At 69.3% G+C, this 23980-nt stretch carries 23 protein-coding genes and 1 pseudogene; 7 read left to right on the top strand and 17 right to left on the bottom strand.

The window, feature by feature from the left end; translation table 11 throughout:
• Positions 1 to 5 precede the first annotated feature (5 nt).
• A complete protein-coding gene (locus BN977_RS21800; RefSeq protein WP_036401464.1) occupies positions 6 to 1838 on the bottom strand; it encodes an alpha/beta hydrolase in 1833 nt (610 codons plus the stop codon).
• Between the two features lie 104 nt (positions 1839 to 1942).
• Here BN977_RS21800 and BN977_RS21795 point away from each other — a divergent pair, with 104 nt between their 5' ends.
• Positions 1943 to 2968, top strand: coding sequence for an NAD(P)H-dependent glycerol-3-phosphate dehydrogenase (locus tag BN977_RS21795; RefSeq protein ID WP_036401461.1), 1026 nt, complete (start codon positions 1943 to 1945; stop codon positions 2966 to 2968).
• Positions 2969 to 2986: 18 nt separating this feature from the next.
• On the opposite strand, the gene BN977_RS21790 is transcribed toward BN977_RS21795, so the two are convergent.
• The 4 genes from BN977_RS21790 to BN977_RS21775 all read right to left on the bottom strand — a co-directional run bounded on the left by BN977_RS21790 (position 2987) and on the right by BN977_RS21775 (position 6226).
• Complete coding sequence (locus BN977_RS21790) at positions 2987 to 3550, bottom strand: hypothetical protein (RefSeq protein WP_234709654.1); 564 nt, start codon at positions 3548 to 3550, stop codon at positions 2987 to 2989.
• An 18-nt stretch (positions 3551 to 3568) separates the two neighbouring features.
• On the bottom strand, positions 3569 to 3868 hold the full coding sequence (locus BN977_RS21785; RefSeq protein ID WP_024450733.1) for a hypothetical protein: 300 nt from the start codon (positions 3866 to 3868) through the stop codon (positions 3569 to 3571).
• 109 nt (positions 3869 to 3977) lie between these two features.
• Positions 3978 to 5447: a sensor histidine kinase gene (locus tag BN977_RS21780; RefSeq protein ID WP_051561794.1), complete on the bottom strand. Its 1470-nt coding sequence runs from the start codon at positions 5445 to 5447 to the stop codon at positions 3978 to 3980.
• Positions 5444 to 6226, bottom strand: a complete 783-nt coding sequence (locus BN977_RS21775; protein WP_024450735.1) for a response regulator transcription factor — start codon at positions 6224 to 6226, stop codon at positions 5444 to 5446. Before BN977_RS21775 ends, BN977_RS21780 begins: the two co-directional genes overlap by 4 nt.
• Before the next feature lie 344 nt (positions 6227 to 6570).
• On the opposite strand from BN977_RS21775, the gene BN977_RS21770 reads away from it, so the two are divergent.
• Complete coding sequence (locus BN977_RS21770; RefSeq protein ID WP_036401457.1) at positions 6571 to 8712, top strand: SulP family inorganic anion transporter; 2142 nt, start codon at positions 6571 to 6573, stop codon at positions 8710 to 8712.
• Between the two features lie 99 nt (positions 8713 to 8811).
• Complete coding sequence (locus BN977_RS21765) at positions 8812 to 9672, top strand: type IV toxin-antitoxin system AbiEi family antitoxin domain-containing protein (RefSeq protein ID WP_036401455.1); 861 nt, start codon at positions 8812 to 8814, stop codon at positions 9670 to 9672.
• Positions 9673 to 9712: 40 nt separating this feature from the next.
• On the opposite strand, the gene htpX is transcribed toward BN977_RS21765, so the two are convergent.
• The gene (gene htpX / locus BN977_RS21760) at positions 9713 to 10585 is read right to left on the bottom strand and encodes a zinc metalloprotease HtpX (protein ID WP_024450738.1); all 873 of its coding nucleotides are present in this window, start codon (positions 10583 to 10585) and stop codon (positions 9713 to 9715) included.
• Between the two features lie 72 nt (positions 10586 to 10657).
• Positions 10658 to 11665, bottom strand: a complete 1008-nt coding sequence (gene grcC1 / locus BN977_RS21755) for a nonaprenyl/(2E,6E)-farnesyl/geranylgeranyl diphosphat synthase (RefSeq protein WP_036401452.1) — start codon at positions 11663 to 11665, stop codon at positions 10658 to 10660.
• Between the two features lie 24 nt (positions 11666 to 11689).
• Between grcC1 and menJ the strand changes: the two genes are divergently transcribed.
• Positions 11690 to 12907 (top strand): menaquinone reductase MenJ, encoded by a 1218-nt coding sequence (menJ, locus tag BN977_RS21750; protein WP_036401450.1) that lies wholly within the window; start codon positions 11690 to 11692, stop codon positions 12905 to 12907.
• Between the two features lie 63 nt (positions 12908 to 12970).
• Here menJ and ppnP read toward each other — a convergent pair whose 3' ends face one another.
• Genes ppnP through BN977_RS21735 form a run of 3 tightly spaced genes read right to left on the bottom strand, consistent with a single transcriptional unit; the run spans position 12971 to position 14935 of the window.
• A complete protein-coding gene (gene ppnP, locus BN977_RS21745; RefSeq protein WP_234709653.1) occupies positions 12971 to 13255 on the bottom strand; it encodes a pyrimidine/purine nucleoside phosphorylase in 285 nt (94 codons plus the stop codon).
• A 34-nt stretch (positions 13256 to 13289) separates the two neighbouring features.
• Positions 13290 to 14228, bottom strand: a complete 939-nt coding sequence (locus BN977_RS21740; protein ID WP_234709652.1) for a CobW family GTP-binding protein — start codon at positions 14226 to 14228, stop codon at positions 13290 to 13292.
• Positions 14229 to 14239: 11 nt separating this feature from the next.
• Positions 14240 to 14935 carry a demethylmenaquinone methyltransferase gene (locus BN977_RS21735; protein ID WP_024450743.1) on the bottom strand — a complete coding sequence of 232 codons (696 nt, stop codon included), beginning with the start codon at positions 14933 to 14935 and terminating at the stop codon, positions 14240 to 14242.
• A 97-nt stretch (positions 14936 to 15032) separates the two neighbouring features.
• Between BN977_RS21735 and BN977_RS21730 the strand changes: the two genes are divergently transcribed.
• A complete protein-coding gene (locus BN977_RS21730) occupies positions 15033 to 15857 on the top strand; it encodes an SDR family oxidoreductase (RefSeq protein WP_036401448.1) in 825 nt (274 codons plus the stop codon).
• 7 nt (positions 15858 to 15864) lie between these two features.
• On the opposite strand, the gene BN977_RS21725 is transcribed toward BN977_RS21730, so the two are convergent.
• Complete coding sequence (locus BN977_RS21725) at positions 15865 to 16992, bottom strand: glycosyltransferase family 4 protein (RefSeq protein ID WP_036404136.1); 1128 nt, start codon at positions 16990 to 16992, stop codon at positions 15865 to 15867.
• Positions 16993 to 17078: 86 nt separating this feature from the next.
• Here BN977_RS21725 and BN977_RS21720 point away from each other — a divergent pair, with 86 nt between their 5' ends.
• Positions 17079 to 17750 (top strand): DsbA family protein, encoded by a 672-nt coding sequence (locus BN977_RS21720; protein WP_036401445.1) that lies wholly within the window; start codon positions 17079 to 17081, stop codon positions 17748 to 17750.
• Here the strand turns inward: BN977_RS21720 and BN977_RS21715 are convergent.
• From BN977_RS21715 to BN977_RS21690, 6 genes are all read right to left on the bottom strand, one after another.
• Positions 17725 to 18198 carry a DUF3592 domain-containing protein gene (locus BN977_RS21715; RefSeq protein ID WP_046872883.1) on the bottom strand — a complete coding sequence of 158 codons (474 nt, stop codon included), beginning with the start codon at positions 18196 to 18198 and terminating at the stop codon, positions 17725 to 17727. The genes BN977_RS21720 and BN977_RS21715 overlap by 26 nt on opposite strands.
• Positions 18199 to 18239: 41 nt before the next feature.
• The gene (gene menD, locus BN977_RS21710; RefSeq protein ID WP_036404134.1) at positions 18240 to 19889 is read right to left on the bottom strand and encodes a 2-succinyl-5-enolpyruvyl-6-hydroxy-3-cyclohexene-1-carboxylic-acid synthase; all 1650 of its coding nucleotides are present in this window, start codon (positions 19887 to 19889) and stop codon (positions 18240 to 18242) included.
• Positions 19890 to 19898: 9 nt separating this feature from the next.
• The gene (locus tag BN977_RS21705; RefSeq protein ID WP_024450749.1) at positions 19899 to 20720 is read right to left on the bottom strand and encodes an alpha/beta fold hydrolase; all 822 of its coding nucleotides are present in this window, start codon (positions 20718 to 20720) and stop codon (positions 19899 to 19901) included.
• 10 nt (positions 20721 to 20730) lie between these two features.
• Positions 20731 to 21441, bottom strand: a complete 711-nt coding sequence (locus BN977_RS21700; RefSeq protein WP_036401443.1) for a DJ-1/PfpI family protein — start codon at positions 21439 to 21441, stop codon at positions 20731 to 20733.
• A gap of 10 nt (positions 21442 to 21451) precedes the next feature.
• The gene (locus tag BN977_RS21695; RefSeq protein ID WP_109790262.1) at positions 21452 to 22417 is read right to left on the bottom strand and encodes a GlxA family transcriptional regulator; all 966 of its coding nucleotides are present in this window, start codon (positions 22415 to 22417) and stop codon (positions 21452 to 21454) included.
• A 66-nt stretch (positions 22418 to 22483) separates the two neighbouring features.
• Positions 22484 to 23626 (bottom strand): LLM class flavin-dependent oxidoreductase, encoded by a 1143-nt coding sequence (locus tag BN977_RS21690; RefSeq protein ID WP_024450752.1) that lies wholly within the window; start codon positions 23624 to 23626, stop codon positions 22484 to 22486.
• 134 nt (positions 23627 to 23760) lie between these two features.
• Between BN977_RS21690 and BN977_RS21685 the strand changes: the two are divergent.
• A pseudogene (locus tag BN977_RS21685) lies at positions 23761 to 23904 on the top strand (toxin-antitoxin system HicB family antitoxin); the annotation flags it as partial.
• Positions 23905 to 23980 lie beyond the last annotated feature (76 nt).

Below are 23980 nucleotides of genomic sequence, written 5' to 3'. Positions count from 1 at the left end.
TGGCTCTACTTGTATTCATGCTCTGTGGTCACCGAACTTCCTGCACGCTGCGCCTCGGGGTCGATGAATGCCGGCGAACCGGGGATGTCGGAATCGAGGTGCGGCAACGGGATGTCGATCCCGAACGGCAGCTCGACGTGGCTGGGGGTGGTGATGTGCGGCTGCCGGCGCGCGTCGGCCAGCAGCCCATCGCCCGCCAACCGGTCGGCGTTCCCGCTCGCGATATCGGTCATGGCCCGCAGCGATTCGCTTCCCATGTCGTAGTAGTGCGAGTGGTCGTGCACGCTCCAGCCGCCATGGCCGGCCACCTCGGCGCGGAACCGCACCGACCCGAACTCGTCGCCGGCGGGATCGGTGCCCAGACCGGCCTGTAAGCCCACTGGGTAGCCGAGTTGCTGATTGAGCACGTTGGCAGGGATGGCGCCCGGTGTGCCGATCCAGCTGACCGGGTCGGTGGACGCCGAACCGACGTACACCTTGCCGCCATCGAGATGGAAGTCCGCCGCACTCTTCGCCAAATCCGTTCCGGGAGAGCCGATCAGGACGGCGTCGTTGGCGCGCATCCCGCTGCCGGCGAACGCGTCGGCGACCGTGGTGGAACCGTAGGAATGCCCGATGACCGTCACGTGGGAGGCGCCCTCGTGGGTGGCGGACAGGCCGTTGACGTCCGCGGCCAACAGCGAGCCGCCGTAGCGGGCCAGATCGGGATTGGCCACCCGCGGATCGGTGAAACCGTCCGGCGCGTCGTACCCCATCCACATGATGACGGCCGTCGGATCGTCCGGATCCGCGAGCCGGGACTGCTCGTAGAGCTTGATGGCATCGTCATGGCCGTCGGCCAGCCAGCCGTCACGCACACTGCTGCCGGTTCCCGGCACGATCACCGCGGTGTTGCGGGCCTTGTCCGGATTGCCGATCGCGATCGCGGCCCGGCCCTGCCCGTTGTCGGCCAGCGGCTGATAGCCCCACAGGAACACCGGCCGCGGGTTCTCCGGGTCGGCGCCACGCTGATGCGCCAGGCCCTCGCTGGTGCGCCGGGCGTTGTAGAACCGGGTCGCGGCCTCGGCAGTGAGCCCGTACCTGGCGGGATCCTTGAGCACGTCGTCCTCGGATATCCCGTTGCGGCCGGCGACCTCTCGCACGCGGTTCAGGTCGTCGTTCATCACCGCCTGGTTCACCTTGTCGCGGATCTCGGCCGGGATACCGTTGAGGTTGCCCAGCTCGGCGGGATGCTCGGCGAGGTACTTCTGCCGCTGCTCGGCCGTCAGCCCGTCCCACCACTTCTTCACGTCCTCGGGCTTGGTGCCGGCCGCGGGAATCTGCGGCGGGGCCGGCGCCTCGGGTGGCTGCCGGCCGACCATCCCGCCGGCCGCAGCCCGCACGGCATCCGCCGTCTCGCGGTCGATCTCGTCGTACAGATCCAGCAGCTTCTGGACCACCGCGGTCCACGCCCTGCCCAGGCCGGCGAACACCGGCGGTAGGAAAGGGGGCGGCGTGCACGTTCCGTCGTCGGCCACCCGCCACCCCAGCGCGCGCAACCCGGACACGATGGACAGCAACCCCGCCCTGGCCGAAGACAATTGGGCGCCGCCCCGCTGCAGCGCCGCCTGGCAGGCGACCAGCCGGCCACGCAACTGCTCCATGTCGGCGATCTGGCGCTCGGCGCGGGCGACCGCGGCATCGGCGGCCGAACCCGTCCACGATCCACGCAGTGCGGCGATGACCTGCCGCTGGCCGGCGATGGCGGAGTCGAGCCGGGTGATCGCGGCGCCGAGTCGGGCGGCGGCGGTCAGCAGCGTCTCCGGCTGTGACGCCGCCACCTGTGAGACTGAAGTCACCGAACCCCTCCACCGACTGAACTGATCGTCGCACAGCCCGCGGGGGTTTCCGCGCAACAATCGAATCGGCCCCCAACCCGGGACGCCCGACCTAACCTGGCCGCATGGCAGCTGCGCAACGCGAACCGAACGTCGTCGTCCTGGGTGGTGGGTCGTGGGGCACCACCGTCGCGTCGATCTGCGCGCGGCGCGGCCCGACCCTGCAGTGGGTGCGCTCGGAGGACACCGCCAAGGACATCAACGACAACCACCGCAACTCGCGGTATCTCGGCGACGAGGTGGCGCTGCCCGAGGGCCTGCGGGCCACCACCGACTTCTCCGAGGCGGCCAACTGCGCCGACGTGATCGTCATGGGCGTGCCGTCGCACGGCTTCCGGGGCGTGCTGGTGGAGCTGGCTCGCGAGCTGCGGCCGTGGGTGCCGGTGGTGTCGCTGGTGAAGGGCCTGGAGCAGGGCACCAACATGCGGATGAGCCAGATCGTCGACGAGGTGCTGCCCGGACACCCGGCCGGCATCCTGGCCGGCCCGAATATCGCCAGGGAGGTCGCCGAAGGCTATGCCGCGGCCGCGGTGCTGGCCATGCCGGACCAGCATCTGGCGGCCAACCTCGGGAACTTGTTCCGCACCAGGCGGTTTCGCACCTACACCACCGACGACGTGGTGGGCGTCGAGATGGCCGGCGCGCTGAAGAACGTGTACGCGATCGCGGTGGGCATGGGCTATTCGCTGGGGATCGGCGAGAACACCCGCGCCATGGTGATGGCCCGCGCCGTCGCCGAGATGTCCAAACTCGGTGTCGCCATGGGCGGGCATCGGGACACCTTCGCCGGCCTGGCCGGGATGGGCGACCTGATCGTCACGTGCACGTCGCAGCGCAGCCGCAATCGCCATGTCGGCGAACAGCTCGGCCGGGGCAAGACCGTCGAAGAGATCATCGCCGCGATGAACCAGGTGGCCGAGGGGGTCAAGGCCGCCTCGGTGATCATGGAGTTCGCCGAGGAGTACGGGATCACCATGCCGATTGCACGCGAGGTCGACGGGGTCATCAACCACGGCGCCACGGTGGAAGACGCCTACCGCGGGCTGATGGTGGAGAAACCCGGCCACGAGGTGCACGGCTCAGGCTTCTGAAAAGCCTTGAGCGCGCGGTCAGTTGAAGAACGGGTTGCGGACGCTACCCTCGGGACGATCCACCAGCGGATTGGTCTGGTTGACGATGAAGCTGCCGGACGGGCTCAGCACGAAGCCGGACTGGTCGAACGAGTTCTGGCAGGTGGTCATCACACCGTCGGTGCCGCACGTGATGTTCTTGTAGCTGATCTTGTTGTTCGGCAGCAGCGGGTTGATCTTCCCGACGAGCGATCCGTAGATCGACGCGTTGGTCATCGCGAAGGCGGGCGGTCCGACCTGCCCGCCCGTCACGGCGTTGGCCTCGACCGGCGGGGCGGGGGTCTGCCCGCCACAGCCGTAGTCACCGGTGGTGCGCATCATGATGCAGGTGAGCCCGCCCGGGACGACGAAGGCGTACATCGAGCCGTCGTTCAGCATGAACTGCGAGGGCTTGGCCAACTGGTAACCGCTGATGTTCGGGGGCGGTGGTGGCGCGGGCGCCGGGGCGGGGTCGGCCATCGCAACCGGAAGGGAGATGCCGGGCATCCCGACCGCTGCGGCGCTCACGGCGCCCACCAGCGCGGTCAGCATCTTGCTCAGCATGGCCACACCCTAACGCGGTCACCTCGCGCAGGCCAGATCAACGTAGACGGTGGTGTACCGCACGATTTCCTGGGCGCTGCCGCGCGGCATCGCCTTGAGCTCGGTGATATCGCGGCCGGGACGCACGCCACTGACGCTGCACTGGTCGATCGAGCCGGCGCCGACCTTGGTGGTGATGACGCGGTAACCCTCGGCCTGCAACTGGTCGATGGTCTCCTGCGCGGTGGACGGGCCGGCCGGGGCAGCACCGGCCGGGGCGGCCAGCACCAGAGCCGCGGCGGCCAGACCCACGGGGAGCAGCGCGAGCGATTTGAGCATGTGATCAACCTTTCGGTGCATTTTTCGAATACCACTCCAGGTTATGGCCGGATCGCACGCATTTCTATAAATGCATATCAAATGCAAACAATGGCAATTCAGGCCGAATTCATACCAATACCGGGGATGACACCAGCGGCAGAATGACGGTGAAAGTCGTTTTCTCAGACGATGATTCGACGCTCACCGAACCTTTGTGAGCTTCCACGATGGACGCCACGATGGCCAGCCCGAGGCCGGTGCTACCCAACTCCCGGGACCGGGATTTGTCGGCGCGGACAAATCTGCCGAACAGGTTCGGCAACAATTCCGTGTCAATTCCGGGACCGTCGTCGGTGACCGTCAGCCGGGCATGGTCGCCATCGGTGCCCAGCCCGATCGTCACCGTCACGCCGGGCGGGGTGTGCATCCGCGCATTGGTCAGCAGGTTGCCGAGCACCTGGTGCAGCCGGGCCCGATCACCGCGGACCCACACCGGCGTGTCGGGCAGTTGCGTCACCCAGTGGTGCGACGGAGCCGACACCGCGATGTCGTTCACGGCGTCGACCACCAGGTCACCCAGGTCGACGTCGTCGGATTCCAGGTCCTGTCCCTCCCCGAGCCGGGTCAGCAGCAGCAGATCCCCCACCAGACCCGTCATCCGGCGGGCCTCCGCCTCGATGCGCGCCAGGGCGTACTCGGTGGTCGGCGGCAGCTCGGCACTGTCCTGCCGGGTCAGCTCGGCGTACCCCTGGATCGCCGCCAGCGGGGTCCGCAGTTCGTGGCTGGCGTCCATCAGGAACTGCCGAGTCCGCCGGTCGGAGGCAGCCAGTTCGGCCAGCGCGCTGTCGACGTTGGCCAGCAACCGGTTCAACGCCTCGCCCACCACACCGACCTCGCTGTCGGGATCGGTGTAGCGCGCCTGCACCCGTGCGGTGATGCGGTGATCGTCGGCGTCCAGCCGCAGCGTGGCCACCTTGGCCGCGGTCGACGCGACCCGGCGCAGCGGCCGCAAGGCGTACCGGACCACCATGACCGTGCCCAAGGCCGTCACCACCAGCGCGACGACGATGATCACCGCCAGCGTCATCGTCTTGCGGGCGATCACCTGGTTGGCGCTGTCCAGCGACACCCCGCACACCAGGAAGTCGCCGTCACTGGACTGCTCGGCGGCCATCCGGTAGGCGCCCAGCTCGGGCAGCTTCACCGTCCGCGGCCCGGACCGGGACCAGTCCACGTCGTCCAGTGCGGCCACCACCGCGCGCGGCGCGGGCCGCGGTTCCCCGTCGGAGAACACCGCCGACTGCACCACCTCGCCGTCGTGCACGACCGCGATGAGATTGCCCGGGGCCTGCCCGACGAACGCCGACAGGGCATCGCCGTCGATCACATGCCCGTCGTCATCCTGCTTGAGCTGGAACTTGTGGAACGAATGACTGAACGCCGCCAGTGAGCGCGACAACTCGGTATCGCCCATGGTCCCCACGTAGGTGCGCAGGCTGTACACCGACAGCACGCCGACCGCCAGCAGCACGACGGTGACGATGGCCGTCACACCGAGCACCAACTGCCGGCGCAGCGACCGGGGCCACCAGATCACGCCGGATCGCTGGACGGCCGCAACATGTAACCCACGCCGCGCACCGTGTGGATCATCGGCGCACGGTCGGTGTCGACCTTCTTACGCAGATACGAGATGTAGAGATCGACGATGCTGGACTTGCCGCCGAAGCCGTAGTTCCACACCCGGTCCAGAATCTCGGCGCGGCTGATAGCCCGGCCCGGATTGCGCATCAGGTACCGCAGCAGTTCGAACTCCGTGCCGGTCAGCGCGATCGGGACGCCGTCCCTGGTGACGTCGCGGCTGGCACCGTCGAGCTTGAGATCGCCGACCGTCAACACCTCGTCGGCGGGCGGGGTGGTGTGGCTGGACCGGCGCAGCAGTCCGCGCAGCCGGGCCACCAGCTCCTCCAGGCTGAACGGCTTGGTCATGTAGTCGTCGGCACCGGCGGTCAGGCCGGACACCCGGTCGAGCACCGAATCCCTCGCGGTGAGGAACAGGGTCGGGGTGTAACCCTGCGCTTCCCGCACCCGCTGCAAGATCTGCATGCCGTCGATATCGGGCAGCATGATGTCGAGCACCACCACATCGGGTTCGGTCTCGTCGAATTTGGCCACCCCGTCTTTGCCGTTGTGCGCCACGTCCACAACCCAGCCCTCGTAGTGCAGAGCCATCTTGACCAGATTGGTCAGCGCCGGCTCGTCGTCCACCAGCAGCACCCGGATGGGCGACCCGTCGGCGCGATGGATCTTGGGCAGCTGGCCCAGGATCGCCTGGCGGGGCTGGTGGGTACGAGGAGGTAGCGACATCGTGGCCATACACCCATTCTGCGGATCGTGCAGGGTACTGTCACGGACTTCATAGCGAGTTCTTAGATGTTACAACGATATGACTCACATCACTTTGCCCCAGGTCGAGTGACACGCGACGAAACAATCTGCGGTACAAAACCTTTCACAGCACAATGAAAGACATCACACAGCAGAAGATTTGGGTTCGATATGCAAGTCCGGATCTTCCTTGACCGTCCGTCAGCACGATAAATACTCTCGCCCTTAGCAATTGCCTGCAGTTCATCGTAAAGATCTGCACGGCAAGCTATTTCGTTTCAACGGCGACAAAGACGTCGTTTGTGCCCACATTCCCGCGATGGAGTTTTCACATGCGACAAACAATTCTGCGGTATGACCTACCCGCCTCACTGGTGGTGTTCCTGGTCGCCTTGCCGCTATCCCTGGGTATCGCGGTCGCCTCCGGTGCACCGGTGTTGGCCGGTCTGATCGCCGCCGCCGTCGGCGGCATCGTCGCCGGCGCGCTGGGCGGTTCGCCCCTGCAGGTGAGCGGTCCCGCCGCCGGCCTCACGGTGATCGTCGCCGGCCTGGTGGCCGAGTTCGGCTGGAAAGTCACCTGCGCCATCACCGTGTGCGCCGGCGTGCTGCAGGTGCTGTTCGGCCTGAGCCGCATCGCCCGCGCGGCGCTGGCCATTTCCCCCGTCGTCGTGCACGCGATGCTGGCCGGTATCGGTGTCACCATCGCGCTGCAGCAGGTGCACGTGCTGCTCGGCGGGAGCTCGCACAGCTCGGCCTGGGCCAACGTGTCCGAACTGCCCGGCCAGCTCTTCGCCGCGCACGGCCCCGGACTGTTCCTCGGTGCGCTGGTGATCGCGATCCTGGTGGGCTGGCGCTGGGTGCCCGCAGGTATCCGCAAGGTGCCGGGCCCGCTGGTCGCCATCGTGGGCGTGACGGCGCTGTCGGTGCTGCTGCCCTTCGACGTGGCCCGGATCAAGCTGGACGGCTCGCTGCTGGACGCCTTGGCGCTGCCCAGCCTGCCCGACGGCAACTGGGGCGCCTTCGCCACCGGCGTGCTGACGGTGGCCCTGATCGCCAGTGTGGAGAGCCTGCTGTCGGCGGTGTCGGTGGACCGCATGCACACCGGCCCGCGTACCAACTTCGACCGTGAACTCATCGGGCAGGGCGCGGCCAACATCGCCTCGGGCGCCGTCGGCGGCCTGCCCGTCACCGGTGTCATCGTGCGCAGTTCCACCAACGTCGCCGTCGGCGCCAAGACTCGGGCCTCGGCCATCCTGCACGGGGTGTGGATCCTGGTGTTCGCCATCCCGTTCGCCGGCTTGGCGCAGCTGATCCCGTCGGCCGCGCTGGCCGGACTGCTCATCGTCATCGGCGTGCAACTGGTCAAGCTCGCACATATCGAAACCGCCCGTCGCACAGGCGATCTCGCGGTCTATCTGGTCACCATCCTGTGCGTGGTGTTCCTGAACCTGCTGGAGGGTGTGCTGATCGGGCTGGCGCTGGCCGTCGCGCTGACGGTGTGGCGGGTGGTCCGCGCCAAGATCGCCGCCGAAGAGGTGTCGGAGAACCACTGGCGCGTCGACATCGAGGGCTCGTGCACCTTCCTGTCGCTGCCACGACTGACCAGCGTGCTGGGCTCGATCCCGGAAGGTACGAGCGTCAGGGTCGAGCTGTCCGTCGACTTCATCGACCACGCCGCACACGAGGCCATCGAGCAGTGGCGTCACCAGCACGAGGCGACCGGCGGCAGCGTGCACATCCACGATGTCGGTGCCGTCGAGATGAACAGTGCGATCGACGGACCGCCGGAGCGCGCCTTCACCCCGTTCGACAAGCGCTCGGGTGTGGTGCCGTGGAGCTCCTGGCAGGAGAAGCAGGCGCCGTCGGTGCTGGACGGCCTGGCCACCTACCACCGCAGGACCGCGCCGGTGCTGCTCCCGCACCTCAAGGAGCTGGCCGATGAGCAGCAGCCGGAAACGCTGTTCCTCACCTGCGCGGACTCCCGGGTGGTGCCCAACGTCATCACCAGCAGCGGCCCCGGCGACCTGTTCACCGTCCGCAACGTCGGCAACATCGTCCCGGCCGGGCAGAAGGATGCCTCGGTGGAGGCGGCCATCGCCTTCGCGGTGGACCAGCTCGGCGTGTCCTCGATCGTGGTGTGCGGGCACTCCAGCTGCGGCGCGATGAAGGCACTGCTGCACGGCGCACCGGACGACGCACACCTGAAATCCTGGCTGGCGCACGGCAACCCGACGCTCGAGACGTTCGGCGACGGCGGCCATCCGGTCGCCCGGTCGGCGGCGGCGGCCGGCTTCGGCCGGGTGGACCAGCTGTCGATGGTGAACATCGCGGTGCAGGTGCAGACCCTGTCGCAGCATCCTCTGGTCGCCGGCCGGCCCGGCATCGAGGTGATCGGGTTGTTCTACGACATTGCCAGCGCCGGCGTACTGCGGGTCACCCCCACCTACGTCGAGACCCTGGTCGGCGCGGCCTGACCTGGTGACTTCGGCGCGCTTACCCGCGGTGACCGCGGGTGAGCGCGCCGAACTCGCTGTCGGGGGAACCGTGGCCGCTCCCGCGGCGTCAGAACCGATGTGCTCGACGATCTGCTCCGTAGACACGACGGCGTCATCACCCTCGGCCAGGCCAAGGCCTGCGGACTCAGCGCGGATAGCGTCCAACGCCTCGTCGCATCCGGACACTGGCGGCGGTGTGCACGCGGCGTCTATTTCGTCGACGACCGCCCCTTCACTGACGCGGCCCGAATCCGTTCTGCCGTCTGGGGATACGGCAACCATGCCGCCGCGTCCGGTCTCGCGGCGGCCTGGTGGCACGGCCTGACCCGCTTCACTCCCGAGGTCACCGAGGTCACCGTGCCGAGGAATAGTCACGGCAGACGACGGGCCGGGTGCCGGGTGCGTCGGCGGGATCTCGCCCCAGCCGACCTGGTGTACTGCCGCGGGCTCTGTGTGACGGCGTTACCGTTGACCGTCGTGGAAGCGGCCGCCCGGCCCGGCGGCGGGGCCGCCGTCATGGACACCGCCCTACAACGGGGTTCGCAGCTGCGCGAACTCTGGCAGGCGCACCTGCGCAACAAGGGCCGGTATGGCTCGCCGTCGTCCAGACGGATGCTCTACGCCGCCCAAGACGGCGCACGGTCGGAAGCCGAGCGGCTGGTGGTCAAGGCGCTGCGCGCGGCCTGTATCACCGGCTGGCTGACCAATCATCCGGCAGGTCCGTACCTGATCGACATCGCGTTTCCCGACCACGGCGTGGCCATCGAGATCGACGGCTGGGCCTTCCACAGCGACCCCGAGAAATTCCGGAATGACTGGCGCCGACAGAACTACTTGATCTTGAACCGCTGGCAAGTGCTGCGGTTCACCTGGCTGGACATCACCGCCTACCCCGAACGTGTCATCGGGACCATTCGTTCGGCGATTTCGGCGCGCTGACACGCGGTGAGCGCGGGTAAGCGCGCCGAACTCGCTGTCGTCAGAGGCGGCGGCCCGCCATCCCCTCCAGGCGGCGGATCCGGTCCTCGATCGGCGGGTGGGTGGAGAACAGCTTGCCGATCTTCTCCCCCGCCCGGAACGGGTTGGCGATCATCAGGTGCGCCTGGTCGGCCAGCTGCGGCTCGGGCGGCAGCGGCGCGGCCTGCACGCCGTAGGCGATCTTGCGCAGCGCGCTGGCCAGCGCCAGCGGGTCACCGGTCAGCTCGGCGCCGGACTGGTCGGCCTGGTACTCCCGCGACCGGGACACCGCCAGCTTCACCACCGTCGCGGCGATCGGGCCGAGCAGCGAGACCAGCAGCAGGGCAAACGGATTGGCGCCGCCCTCGCGGTTCCCGCCGAACATGCCCGCGAACATGGCGATATTGGCCAGTGCGGTGATCACCGAGGCCAGGGCGCCGGCCACACAGGAGATCAGGATGTCGCGGTTGTACACGTGCGACAGCTCGTGGCCCAGCACGGCGCGCAGTTCACGCTCGTCGAGGATGCGCAGGATTCCGGTGGTGCAGCAGACCGCGGCATTGCGCGGGTTGCGCCCCGTGGCGAACGCGTTGGGCGCATCGGTGTCGCTGATGTACAGCCGGGGCATGGGCTGGCGCGCGGTGGTCGCCAGTTCGCGCACGATCCGGTACATCGCCGGTGCCTGCATCTCGGTGACGGGCTGCGCGTGCATGGCCCGCAACGCCATCTTGTCGCTGTTGAAGTAGACGTAGGCGTTCATGCCGACCGCGAACAGCACCGACAACCACAGGATGGACGGGTTACGGAACAGCGACCCGATGAACACGATCAGCGCCGACATACCGACCAGCAGCGCGAACGTCTTCATCCGGTTGGCATGTGGATGCCAGGTCATCGGTTTCCCTTCCTACGAGAGTCGTCGCAACATGTAACGCCGCTCAGCCCCCGCAGGTTCCTGCGCACCCGCTCAGCCGTGCCGGTTGACCGTGTAGTCCACCAGCGTCGCCAACGCGGCCCTCCCCGGCCCGTCCGGCAACAGGGCCAGCTCGGCACGGGCCTGGCGGGCGTACTCGGCGACCGCCTCCTTGGCCCGCGTCATGCCCGCCGACCGGCGCAGCAGCGCCAGCGCCTCGGCCACCTCCGCATCGTCGTCGACGGGCCCGGCCAGCAGCACCCGCAGCCGGTCGCCGTCGGCGCCGGGTTCCCGCAGGGCGTACAGCACCGGCAGGGTGTGCACCCCTTCCCGCAGGTCGGTTCCGGGCAGCTTGCCCGATTCGTCGGGATCGCTGTCGATGTCGATGATGTCGTCGGAGATCTGGAAGGCCGTGCCGACGATGCCGCCGAGGCGGGCCAGCCGCTCGATCTGCTCCTCGCCGGCGCCGGAGAAGGTGGCCCCGAACCGGCCCGACGCGGCGATCAGGCACGCCGTCTTCTCGTAGACCACCTTCAGGTAGTGCTCCACCTCGTCGGCGCCCGTCACCGCGCCGCGGGTCTCCCGCATCTGGCCGGTGACCAGCTGGGCGAACGTGTCGGCGATCACCCGCACCGCGTCCGGGCCCAGCCGCGACACCAGCCGCGACGCCGTCGCGAACAGGTAGTCACCGGCCAGGATGGCGATGTTGTTGCCCCAGCGGGCGTTGGCGCTGTCCGCGCCGCGGCGGACCTGGGCCTCGTCCATGACGTCGTCGTGGTACAGGGTGGCCAGGTGCACCAGCTCGATCACCGCACCCGCGATGGCCACATCGGGGTGGTCCGGCTGCGGTCCCAGCGACGCCGAGAGCACCGTGAACAGCGGCCGGAAGCGCTTACCGCCGGCCTGGAACAGGTGCTGGACGGCCTCGGCCATCAGCTCATCGGCTTTGCCCAGCTCGGTGGACATCAGATCCTCGACGCGGGCTACCCCCTCGCGCACCCGTGCGGCAAACTCCGGATCCCCGAAGTCCACCCCCGCCACCACGCTCGCCGGTGTCCTCATTCGTCCAACATACTGTGAGGCGTTATGAGGCGAGCAGATGTGGTTGTCGTCGGGGCCGGGCCGGCCGGTTCCTCGGCGGCCGCATGGGCCGCCCGCGCGGGGCGGGACGTGCTGGTCATCGACTCGGCGCAGTTCCCGCGCGACAAGGCCTGCGGCGACGGGCTGACGCCGCGCGCGGTCGCCGAGCTGGAACGACTCGGGCTGGGGGGCTGGCTGGACGGCCGGATCCGGCACCACGGTCTGCGGATGTCCGGATTCGGGGCCGACGTCGAGATCCGCTGGCCCGGACCGTCGTTCCCGTCCACCAGCAGCGCGGTGCCGCGCACCGAACTGGACGACCGCATCCGCATGGCCGCCGCGGACGAGGGCGCCAAGATGCTGTTGGGCACCAAGGTGGTTGACGCCCAGCGTGACTCGCGAGGGCGGGTGACCGCGCTGGTGCTCGCCGACGGCACCGAGATCGCGGCCGGCACCGTCATCGTCGCCGACGGTGCGCGCTCGACGCTGGGCCGCGTGCTGGGACGGCGCTGGCATCAGGACACCGTCTACGCGGTGGCCATCCGCGGTTATGTCTCCAGCCCGCGCGCCGACGAACCGTGGCTCACATCACACCTCGAATTGCGTTCCCCCGAAGGCGATGTGCTGCCCGGCTACGGCTGGATCTTCCCGCTGGGCAACGGCGAGGTGAACATCGGGGTGGGCGCCCTGGCCACCGCGAAGCGGCCCGCCGATGTCCGGCTGCCGCGGCTGATGTCCTACTACGCCGGATTGCGGCGGGAGGAATGGGGTTTCCCCGCCGAGCCGCGCGCCGGCCTGTCCGCGCTGCTGCCGATGGGCGGTGCGGTATCCGGTGTGGCCGGACCCAATTGGATGCTGATCGGCGACGCGGCCGCATGCGTCAACCCGCTCAACGGGGAAGGCATCGACTACGGGCTGGAGACCGGGCGGCTGGCCGCCGAACTGCTGGACTGCGGTGACCTGTCCGCCGCGTGGCCCGCCGTGCTCACCGAGCATTACGCGCGCGGGTTCTCGGTGGCGCGACGGCTGGCCCTGCTGCTGACCTATCCGCGGTTCCTGCCTGCGACGGGCCCGCTGGCGATGCGTTCGGACTTCCTGATGACCGTCGCGGTGCGGGTGATGGGCAACCTGGTCACCGACGAGGACGAGGACTGGATCGCCCGGTTGTGGCGGACCGCCGGCCGGGCCTCACGCCGGCTGGATCAGCGCAAGCCGTTCAGCTGAGCGGCCCCAAAACGCCACGTTCTGCGGCGTGTCACTGTGCAGACACGGCCGCTCGCGTGATGGTCAGCGGTACTCGCAGAGGTAGGCGGTCTGCACGTCGGTGCGAACCCCGAACGAGCTGTCGGCCGGCACGGTGAACTGTGTTCCGGCGGCGAAGGTTTCCCACTCGTCGCGGCCGGGCAGCTTGACGGTCAACGCGCCGGAGACGACATGCATGATCTCCACCGACGAGGTGCCGAACTCGTATTCGCCGACCGCCATCACGCCGACGGTCGCGGGCCCGTCGGCCGTCGCGAAGGCGATCGATGCGACGTCACCGTCGAAATACTCGTTGACCTTGAACAACACCGCTCCTCAGTTTTCCGATGAGCGGCCAGGATACCTACACCACGAACTTGAGCACGCCCAGGATCCCCTGCTCGTCGGCGGGCACCCGGACGCACTCGTCCAGCGCGGACCGCAGCGCATCGGCGTCGATCTCGGTGCCGATAAACACCAGCTCGGTCCCGGCCCGGCGGGTGCGCTCGAAGCGCACCGAGCCGCCGACCAACTGCAGCAGGTACCGGTGCGCCGGGCCGAAGTCCACGAAACCCTTTGCGCGGTACAGCCCTTGGGGCCGGTCGCGCAACAGGTTCATGAACAACCGCGGATTGAGCGCGGTGTCACACCGGAATTCGATGCTCTGATAGGCCGGATGGTCATGGTCGTGATGCTCGTCGTGCAGCAGCTCGTCGAAGGACATCTGCGCGCGCGGCGGCCGGGGTGCCGGGTCGATCAACAGCCGGGGGTCGACCTTGGCGAAATCGGTGGCCACGACCGGCGCCACCGGGTTGAGCGCCCGCACCGTCCCGCGCACCGCCTCGAGGTCCTCGGCGACCGACACCTTGTTCAGCACGATCAGGTCGGCGACGCGCGCGCCGTGCTCCAAGCCGGTGGGCGCGACGGCGTCGACCACCAGCACCAGGCCGGCGTAGTGAAACCTGTTGTCGTCCACCGCCATGATGGTCCGGGCCAGTGCGGGTGGCTCGGCGACACCGCTGGCCTCCACCACGATCAGGTCCAGCCGGGGTTTCACCGCCGCCAGCTTGCCGAGCATCTCGGCCACCTCGCCGTCGTCGGTGACACAGCAGATACAGCCGTTGGCCAGCGAAGCCATCGCGTCCACCTGGCCGGCGACCAGCATCGCGTCGATGTTGACGGCGCCGAAGTCGTTGACCAGAGCGCCGATTCGCGCACCGGAGCCGTTGCGCAGCAGATGGTTGAGCAGGGTCGTCTTACCGGCGCCGAGGTGGCCGGCGACGGCCAGCACGGGAACACTCACGCCTGTCCGCCTCAGTCGACGGGCGGTTTCACCGCCGCATGCAGCGCGACGATGCCGCCGGTCAGGTTGCGCCAGCGCACCGAGCCCCAGCCGGCCTCGGCGATCCGGCCGGCCAGCGCGGCCTGGTCGGGCCACGCCCGGATCGACTCGGCCAGGTACACATAGGCATCCGGGTTGCTGGACACCGCAGACGCCATCGCCGGCAGCGCCTTCATCAGGTACTCCTTGTACACCGTCGCGAAGGCCCGGTTGGTCGGGGTGGAGAATTCGCACACCACCAGCCGTCCGCCGGGGCGGGTCACCCGGGCCATCTCCCGCAGGCCGGCCACGTGGTCGACGACGTTGCGCAAGCCGAAGCTGATGGTCACCGCGTCGAACACCCCGTCGGCGAACGGCAGCGCGGTGGCGTCCGCACCCACCTTCGGCACCGCCCGCCCCTTGCCCGCGGCCAGCATGCCGACCGAGAAATCGGCCGCCACGCACCACGCGCCCGAGGCCGCCAGCTCCACCGTCGACACCCCGGTGCCGGCCGCCAGGTCCAGCACCGTGTCCCCCGGCCCGATGCCCAGCGCCGCCCGCGTCTGCCGCCGCCAGAACCGGTCCTGCCCCAGCGACATGACCGTGTTGGTCAGGTCGTAGCGGCGAGCCACGGCGTCGAACATCGACGCCACCTCGTGTGGGTCTTTCTCCAGCGTCGCGCGGTTCACCGCACCAAAACTACCTGTGAGTCTCGTGCTTGCGGGAATGGCCTCGACGGTGGCGGCCTTGAAAACGATCAGGTGCAGGAAAGAAGAGAGGGACGATATGACGGAGAAAGTCTGGTTCATCACGGGGGCGTCGCGGGGCTTCGGCCGGGAATGGGCGATCGCCGCCCTGGAGCGCGGTGACAAGGTGGCCGCGACGGCCCGCGACACCGCCACGCTGGACGACCTGGCGGACAAATACGGTGACGCGCTGCTGCCGCTGCGCCTGGACGTCAACGACCGGGCGGCCGACTTCGCGGCGGTCGGGCAGGCCCACGACCGGTTCGGCCGGCTCGACGTGGTGGTCAACAACGCCGGGTACGGGCAGTTCGGCTTCATCGAGGAGCTGTCGGAGGCCGAAGCCCGCGACCAGATCGAGACGAACGTGTTCGGTGCGCTGTGGGTGACCCAGGCCGCGCTGCCCTACCTACGGGCGCAGCGCAGCGGGCACATCATCCAGGTGTCCTCGATCGGCGGCATCACGGCCTTCCCGCTGGTGGGCATCTACCACGCCTCCAAATGGGCGCTGGAGGGCTTCTCCCAGTCGCTGGCGCAGGAGGTGGCGCCGTGGGGCATCCACGTGACGCTCATCGAACCGGGCGGCTTCTCCACCGACTGGGCCGGCTCGTCGGCCAAACACGCGACGCCGCTGCCGGATTACGACGAGGCGCGGGAGGCCGCCCAGCGGGCCCGCGCCACGCGCACCTCGAAGTCCGGTGACCCGAAGGCGTCGGCCGCGGCGGTGCTCAAGATCGTCGACGCGGAAGAGCCGCCGCTGCGGGTGTTCTTCGGCGAGCTGCCGCTGTCCCTGGCCAAGGCCGACTACGAAAGCCGGCTCAGGACGTGGGAAGAATGGCAGCCGGTGGCCATCGAGGCCCAGGGCTAGGTCGAACTCAGGCGGCCGCGCGCCGGCGCAGACCGATGACCGCCTCGTAGTGGCCCAACAGTTCGTCGCAGACCGCGGGCCAGGTGCGGGCGAGCACGCTGCGCCGGGCAGCCGCCGAATAGCGGGCCCGCTCGGCTATCAGGTGGTCGACGGCGCCGGGCAGCCGGGTCTCGAATTCATCGACGCCCAGCAGCAGGCCGGTGTGCATCGGGGTGACCAGGTCGCGGGGCCCGCCGGCGTTCGGCGCGATCACCGGAAGGCCGGAGGCCATCGCCTCTTGCACGGCCTGGCAGAAGGTTTCGTGTTCACCGGGGTGTACGAACACGTCCATGCTGGCGTAGGCGGTGGCCAGCTCGGCGCCGAAGAGCGCCCCGGTGAACACCGCGCGGGGCATCAGGTTCGCCAGCTTGGACCGGTCGACACCGTCGCCGACGATCACCACCTGCAGATCGTCGCGGGCGGCCAATCCGGCCAGCCGTTCCACGTGCTTCTCCGGGGCCAGCCGGCCGACGAACCCGACGATCGGCAAGCCGGCGGGTGAGAGCCTGCGCCGCAGCGCCTCGTCGCGGGCCGACGGCACGAAACCGGTGATGTCGACACCGCGGCCCCACTTGTGCAGCCGCGGAATACGATGGGCCGCAAGGTCTTCCATTGCCGCGGTGGATGGCGCCAGGGTACGGTCGGCCTTGCTGTGCAGCCGCCGGGTCCACGTCCAGGACGCCCGGGACAGCATGCCGACCCCGTAGCTCTGGGCGAACCCGGCGACATCGGTCTGGAACACCGCCACCGTCGGCACACCCAGGTGTCGGGCGGCGTGCACCCCACCCCAGCCCAGCAGCGCGGGCGAGGCCAGGTGCACCACGTCGGGATCGAATCCGCGCAGCACGTTGACGATTCGCGGGCGGGGCACGCCCAGCGGCAGCGAGGTGACCTTCGGGAACATCATCGACGGCACCCGATGGATGCGGACGCCGTCGTGCACCCGGTCGGCCGGCGCCTGGCCGCGGGGGGTGTCGGGGGCGATGACGATGACCTCGTGACCGGTGCGGCGGAGGTGCTCGATCACCCGAAGCACCGAGTTGGTGACGCCGTTGACATTCGGGAGGAAGGATTCGGCAACGATTGCAACGCGCACGAGCCCACTGTCGCAGCGGCGGTTGACCACGCGGTTGCGTGCCGGCATATGGCGTGCGAACAGCGCGACAGCGGTACGGTTGCCCTGTGCGTCGATGGTTGGTGGTGCTGGCTTCGTTGACGCTGCTGACCGGGGTCGGGTGCGCCAGGCAGGTCAGCGGCGCCGCGCGGCCCGATCCGGTGCGACCGATGACCGAGGTGAGCAAGGACGGATTCGGTGTGGTTGCGGGATTCCCGGAGGCGCCGGCCCGGATCGAGATCTTCACCGAGCCGCAGTGCACCCACTGCGCCGACCTGCAGCACGACTTCGGGGACGCCATCCGCTACTACATCGGCGTGGGGGCGCTGCAGGTCACCTATCGGCCGATGACCTTCCTGGACCAGGACGGCAATCACCATTCCGAACGGGTCGCCAACGCGTTGTTCCTGGCCGGCGCCGGCAAGCACACCCCGGCCGTCGCCTTCCAGCGGTTCGTCGAGGAGCTGTGGGCCAATCAGGATCCCGGCGGGAAAGGCCCCACCGACGACGAACTGGCCGCGATGGCCCGTAAGGCGGGCGTGCCCGACGAGCAGGCCCAGCAGATGGCCGCCGGCGACGCGGCGGTCGACGCACAGGCGATGGAGGACATGAACTTCGAGTTCCTCTACGAGATCGACCCCACCGGCACCGGGACACCGACCGTCTACGACCTCAACAAGGACCGCAAGGTCGACATCTTCGACGACGACTGGCTCAAGAAGTTGTTGGACTCGGCGTGACGCGCCGGGCCACCACCTCGACCGCGACCAGCGCGGCGCCCGCGATCAGCCAGCCCAGCACCGCGATGGATCCGGCCGGGACGATCGCCAGCGCGGCGTTGCGGTGCTGCACCCGGACCAGGTCGGGATCGGTCTTGTCGTACTCGACGTAGATGCGCATGCCGTTCTCCAGCTCCGACGGGTAGAGCACCCCGAGTTCGGGTCGGTAGGTGACGCGGTCGGGGGTGACGAATTCGATGGTCGAGCGGCGCGGGCCGGCGTCGAGCACCTCGGCGGCGGCCACCCCCATATTGCGTTCGATCTGCCGGTCGTTGACCCAGGCGCCGATCACCAACAGCACCGACTGGAACGTCACCAGCGCGGCCGCGAGCACGATACCGACCCGGACGCGGCGCACCACCCGCTGCGCCCTGGTTTCGGTACCGTCGCCAAGCAGGTGCGGAATCATGCTGCGCCACAAGGCTTCCAGCCGTCGGGCCCAGGTCGGCACTAGAGCGCCGCCCTGATCGACGCGTGCAGCGCCCGCAGCGACGACCGGTCGGCCTTCACCTCCAGCACCCGCATCCCGTCGTACGGTTGCGCCAGCGCGCCGGCCAGGTCGTCGACCTCGATCTGGGCACTGTCGACGTGGTAGGCGCGGCACAGCGCACCGACGTCCACATCGTGCGGGGTGCCGAAGATCCGCGAGGACACGTCGGAGAACCGGGGATCACCCTGTTCGAGCAGTTCGAAGATGCCGCCGCCGTTGTCGTTGGACACCACGATGGTCAGGTTCTTCGGGCGCGGCTCGGTGGGCCCGACCAGCAGCCCGGAGCTGTCGTGCACGAAGGTCAGATCGCCGATCAGCGCGATGGTCTTGCGCGGCGGCTCGCCACCGCGGTCATGCGCCAACGCGGCCCCGATGGCGGTGGAGACCGTGCCGTCGATACCGGCGACGCCGCGGTTGGACCGCACCCGCACGCCCGGTGCGGCCAGTCCGACCAGCGCCATGTCGCGAACCGGGTTGGACGCGCCGAGCACCAGCTGGTCACCGTCGGCCAGGGCGTCGGCCACCGCGGCGGCGACGTGCAGGCCGGTGGTCAGTGGGTGCTGTTTCAGCTGGCTGTGCACCGCGGCCAGGGTGCGCCGGTGGATTTCGGCGCAGCGGCGCAGCCAGCCCGCCTCGGGTGCCCCGGTGGTGACCGCGCGGGTGCCGGTGGCCTGCGAATTGCCGGACACGTCGGGCCAGCGCGGTCCGGTGGTCAGCGCGAAGACCGGCACCGCGGGATCGGCCAGCAGCGCCGACACCGGGCGGTGCAGGGTGGGCCGGCCCAACATGATGACCTGCTTGGGGTGCAGCAGCGGCAGGGCCAGCGGATGTAACGGGTTCGCCGGCGCCGGCGCCGTGGGCTCGGCCACGGTGGGCAGCGCGGCCAGGTTGGGATGCACGCCGGCGCCGTGCCCGGCGATCACCACGGTGTCCGGGGTCAGGTCGATGTCCAGCGGCTGGTCGAAGCTGACCGGCGGGGTGTAGGTCCACGGTTTGCCGTCCGGCCGTCCGGCCGGCGTCTGGTCGTGGTGGTCGTCGGCATCGGGGACCAGCGGTTCGCGCAGCGGGATGTCGAACTGCACGGGGCCGGCGTTGGCGGTGCGCGCGCCGGTGGCGGCGACCAGCACCCGGCAGGTGGCCGAGCGCCACTGGGCGTTCAGGGCGGCCAGGTCGGTCTCGGAGCGGTGCTCGGCCAGCCCCAGGCTGATGTTGGCCCGCACCTGGCTACCGAAATAGCCGAGCTGCTCCATGGTCTGGTTGGCGCCGGTGCCCAGCAGTTCGTAGGGCCGGTTGGCGCTCAGCACGATCAGCGGCACCCGGGCGTAGTTGGCCTCCACCACCGCGGGCCCGAGGTTGGCCACCGCCGTGCCGGAGGTCATCGCGATGCACACCGGGGCCATCCCGCCGCCGACCGCCAAGCCGATGGCCAGATATCCGGCGGTGCGTTCGTCGATCCGGACGTGCAACCGGATCCGCCCGGCGCGGTCGGCGTCGTGCAGGGCGAAGGCCAGCGGCGCGTTCCGTGAACCGGGGCACAAGACCACGTCACGCACGCCGCCGCGAATGAGCTCGTCGACGACGACGCGCGCCTGGGTCGTCGAGGGGTTCACCACGTCAGCCTATGCCCGGCCGACCGGGGCGGCCTCGATGGGCAACTCCGTGCGGCCTTCCCCGAAGAACTCCAGGATGGCGGTGTTGACCGTGTCGGGCTGCTCGATGAAACCGAGGTGCCCGGCGTCACCGATCTCCAGGTACCGGCCGCGCGGAATCGCGTCGGCCACCTCCCGGCCCAGGTGCGGCGGCATGACGACGTCATCGGTGAACCCGATGACCAGCACCGGTGCCGTGATGCTCTGGTAGGCGGGCAGCCGGTTGGTCTTCGGGGCGACGTCCAGCTGGCTGCGCAGCCCGGGCGTGGGCTTGGTGGGCCACATGGTGAACATCTCGGCCCAGTCCATCACCGCGCGGTCGTCGTTGAGGGTCTTGGGCGAGAAGCTCTCCAGCAATCGGATCTTGGCGTCGTAGGCCGGTGGCAGCGCGATGCCGGCCGCGGCCAGTTCGCGTTCGGCGGTGCTGAAGAACTCCCTGGCCTTGTCGTGCCTGCCGCGGGTGGCCATCACCACAGCCTGGGTGACGAGGTCCGGGCGGGCCAGCATCAGTTCCTGCGCGATGAAGGAGCCCATGGAGACCCCGACGACCCGCACCGGGCCGCCGACGACGTCGTCGATCAGTTTGGCGGTGTCGGCGACCACCTGTTCGGTGGTGAAGCCGCTGGCGTTCTCGGTGGCACCGATGCCGCGATTGTCGAAGGTGATGACGCGGTAGCCGGCGCGCCGGAACGCGGGTACCTGATGCAGGTGCCAGGTGCGACCGGCGCCGCCACGGCCGGCGATGAACAGGACGGGATCACCGCTACCGCGGTCGTCGTAAGCCAGGTTCACCCGGCCGACCCTACTTGCGGGCGCGCACCTTCTTGATGGCCTGGTCCCACAGCAGCAACGTGGTGGCCTTCAGGGCGGTGGGTTTCAACAGCTCGCGCGACATCAGGGCGGTGGCCGACGCCTTGGTCGCGGTGGACGCCTTCGAGAAGTGCCCGGAGTCGAACGGGGGCTGCGGGTCGTACTCCATGGACAACTGGATGGCCTTGGCCCGGTCCTCCCCCGCGATCTCGGCCGCCAGCCACAACCCGAGGTCGATACCCGCCGACACACCGGCGCAGGTCACCACGTCGCCCTGGTGCACGATCCGCTCGTCGCCGACCGGCTCGACACCGAAGGTGCGCAGCGCGGGCAGGGCGGCCCAGTGCGAGGTGGCCCGCTTGCCGTCCAGCACACCCGCGGCGGCCAGGATGATCGAGCCGGAGCACACCGATGCCGTCCACGTCGCGGTGCGGTGGGCCCGGCGCACCCAGTCCAGCAGGGCCTGATCGCGGGTCTGCTCCACGGTGCTGAATCCCCCCGGGATGAGGATCACGTCGGGCGAGGGGGTCTCGCCGAAGGAATGCGTCGCGCCGACCACCAGCACCCCGGAGTCGGCGGTGATGGGTCCGGGTTCGTGCCAGACGAAGCGCACCTCGGCATCGGGCAGCCAGCGCAGTGACTCGTACGGGCCGATGAAATCGAGCGCGGTGAATCCGGGGTACAACACGATGGCGATCTGCATGACTTCTCCTCTACGAGAACGATTTACGGTATTGATCCGGGGAAACACCAACCCGCCGAACGAAGTTGCGGCGCAGCGTCTCGGCGCTGCCGAATCCGCAGCGGGCGGCGATCGCGGTGACGGTGTCGTCGGTTTCCTCCAGCTGACGGCGGGCGGCATCGGTCCGGATCCGCTCGACATACGCGCCGGGCGCCTCGCCGACCTCCTCGGTGAACAACCTGGTGAAGTGCCGCGGGCTCATCGCGGCCCGTTGTGCCAGGGACGAAATACTGTGTGCGGCGCCGGGTTCGGATTCGATGGCCTCCTGCACGTGGCGGATGGGCGCACGTTTGGCCCGCGGCATCCACACCGGCGCCGCGAACTGGGTCTGGCCGCCGGGGCGGCGCAGGTAGAGCACCAGCCACCGGGCGACCGTCTGGGCGGTCTCGGTGCCGTGGTCGTCCTCGACGAGGTGCAGGGCCAAATCGATGCCAGCGGTGACGCCGGCGGCCGTCCACACCTGATCGGAACTGCGCACGAAGATGGGCTCCGGGTCGACCGTGACATCGGGGTATTCGTCGGCCAGCCGCGGCGCGAACGCCCAATGCGTGGTGGCCGTGCAGCCGTCGAGCAGTCCGGCCTCGGCGGCCAGGAATGCTCCCGAGCAGACGGTGACGACGCGGCGGGCACTGCCGGCCGCGGTACGGATCCACTCGATGATGGCGGGGTTGCTGCGCGCTTCCTCGACGCCGAAGCCGCCGGGAATGACGACGGTGTCGATGGGCTCGCGGGGATCCGGCGCAGGCGCGGCGACGAACTCCAGCCCGGTCATGGTCGCGATCGGGCGCCCGTCCACCGAGATCAGCCGCACGTCATAACCATCCGCGCGCCGCTCGGCCGCGAGTTGCATGCTGGCGCCGGTGAACACGTCGAACGGCCCGACGACGTCGAGGCCCTGCACCCCGCCGAAACCGAGGATCACCACCGATCGGGTCACCGTCCCATCGTGACCGCCGGCGGCGATGGCGTCCAGGACATGGTCCCCACAGATCAGGACATGAGGTCAGAGCCGTTTGAGCCCGCGCATCACCTTGGTGAACGGGATCGTCGCCGCCAGCGCCTTCGTCGCGCTGCGCTGCAGCGTGGCTCCGTTGATCAGCACCATGTGCCGCACCCCGGCGTCACGCCACGCGGCGGCCTTGTCCAGCACCTCGGCGGGAGTGCCGACCAACCCGAGATCGCGCGTCAGCTCCGGGGTGACGCCCTTGATGTAGGACAGCGCGGTCTGTTCGTCCCACTCCTGCGGCAGTATGTCCTGCGCCCCGCTGAACCCCACACCCAGCGGGTGCTGCAGGCCGTGCTTGGCGAACATCTCGTCGGGTGCGGTCAGGCAGGCCGCCCGCATCACCTCCGCTTCGAGCGCGGCCTCCACCTCGCCGTCGGTGCGGCCGGTGATCACCGAGAGGCACAGCGCGGGGGTGATCGCCGCCGGGTCGCGTCCGGCGTCGGAGGCCGACGACCGCACCGCGTCGAGTCGCTGGGCATAGGTCTCGGGCGTGTGCGGGAACGCCGGGAAGTAGCCGTCGGCGTAGCGCCCCGCGATGCGCAGCATCCGCGGGCCGTGCGCGGCGATCCAGATCGGCGGCCAGGTGCCTCGGTAGGGCGCCAGATCGAAGAGCGCATTGCGCAGCGGGAAGTACGGGGAATCCCGGTTCACCAGTTCGCCGTGGGAGTTCCACAGCGTCCTGATGGTCGCCAGCGCCTCCTCGAACCGCGCCACCGGTTTGGACCAGTCCACCCCGTAGGGTTCGTTACCCTCCCGCTCCCCGGTGCCGATACCCAGGATGAACCGGCCCCTGGTCAGCCGGCTCATGGTGACGGCGCCCTGCGCGGTCACCGCGGGGTTGCGCCGCCCGGTGTCGGTGACACACACCCCGAGTCCCAGCCGGAACCTGTTGCGCGCGGCCAGATTTCCGAGCATGGTCCATGGCTCCAGGAATGCGTCGACCGACGGGCTCAGCCGCGCCATACCGCAGTATTCGGGTTTCCACAGGGCGCGCGGGAACAACGCGTTGAGATGGTCCGGAACCCAGAACGAGTCGGCCCGCGCCGCGACCGCACCCAGGTAATTGGCGCGGGTGAAGGTGTCCACCCGCGGTTTTCCGGCAACGGTGATGTCGAGTAGGCCGACCTGCATTCCAGTCATGACATTCAGCGTCGGCCGGCCGGCCGGCGCGGCATAGCGTAGTCGGGTACGCAATCGGTGTCGGTGCCGCGGGTGATGATCCGGCCATGCCGCGCTACACGTATCGCGCCGAGTGGTCCCCCGACGCCGGGAAGTACAACGGCCGGTTCGTGGTGCGCACCTCGCCCGTGCTGCACGGCAAGCTGATGGTGGAGGCGGCCGAGCAGCGGGTCTCGCTGAACCAGTGGGTGGTGCAGAAGCTGTGCGGCCGTCCGCCGTCGCTGGACGACCTGTTCTGAGCCGCACTCGAGTCCGGAAAGCGATATCGCATGCGATATCGCTTTCGGCAACCATGTGTCACCCGGAACTGGGGCA

Source organism: Mycolicibacterium cosmeticum, from assembly GCF_000613185.1.
Lineage (GTDB): Bacteria > Actinomycetota > Actinomycetes > Mycobacteriales > Mycobacteriaceae > Mycobacterium > Mycobacterium cosmeticum.
This window is presented reverse-complemented; position numbering and strand designations above follow the sequence as displayed.

What these genes read in the sequence shown, in the direction of transcription:
- BN977_RS21795 (WP_036401461.1), top strand. Translation starts at nt 1,943, where the DNA reads ATGGCAGCTGCGCAACGCGAACCGAACGTCGTCGTCCTGGGTGGTGGG.
- BN977_RS21790 (WP_234709654.1), bottom strand. Translation starts at nt 3,550, where the DNA reads ATGCTGAGCAAGATGCTGACCGCGCTGGTGGGCGCCGTGAGCGCCGCA.
- BN977_RS21785 (WP_024450733.1), bottom strand. Translation starts at nt 3,868, where the DNA reads ATGCTCAAATCGCTCGCGCTGCTCCCCGTGGGTCTGGCCGCCGCGGCT.
- BN977_RS21775 (WP_024450735.1), bottom strand. Translation starts at nt 6,226, where the DNA reads ATGGCCACGATGTCGCTACCTCCTCGTACCCACCAGCCCCGCCAGGCG.
- BN977_RS21770 (WP_036401457.1), top strand. Translation starts at nt 6,571, where the DNA reads ATGCGACAAACAATTCTGCGGTATGACCTACCCGCCTCACTGGTGGTG.
- htpX (WP_024450738.1), bottom strand. Translation starts at nt 10,585, where the DNA reads ATGACCTGGCATCCACATGCCAACCGGATGAAGACGTTCGCGCTGCTG.
- grcC1 (WP_036401452.1), bottom strand. Translation starts at nt 11,665, where the DNA reads ATGAGGACACCGGCGAGCGTGGTGGCGGGGGTGGACTTCGGGGATCCG.
- menJ (WP_036401450.1), top strand. Translation starts at nt 11,690, where the DNA reads ATGAGGCGAGCAGATGTGGTTGTCGTCGGGGCCGGGCCGGCCGGTTCC.
- BN977_RS21730 (WP_036401448.1), top strand. Translation starts at nt 15,033, where the DNA reads ATGACGGAGAAAGTCTGGTTCATCACGGGGGCGTCGCGGGGCTTCGGC.
- BN977_RS21715 (WP_046872883.1), bottom strand. Translation starts at nt 18,198, where the DNA reads ATGATTCCGCACCTGCTTGGCGACGGTACCGAAACCAGGGCGCAGCGG.
- BN977_RS21700 (WP_036401443.1), bottom strand. Translation starts at nt 21,441, where the DNA reads ATGCAGATCGCCATCGTGTTGTACCCCGGATTCACCGCGCTCGATTTC.
- BN977_RS21690 (WP_024450752.1), bottom strand. Translation starts at nt 23,626, where the DNA reads ATGACTGGAATGCAGGTCGGCCTACTCGACATCACCGTTGCCGGAAAA.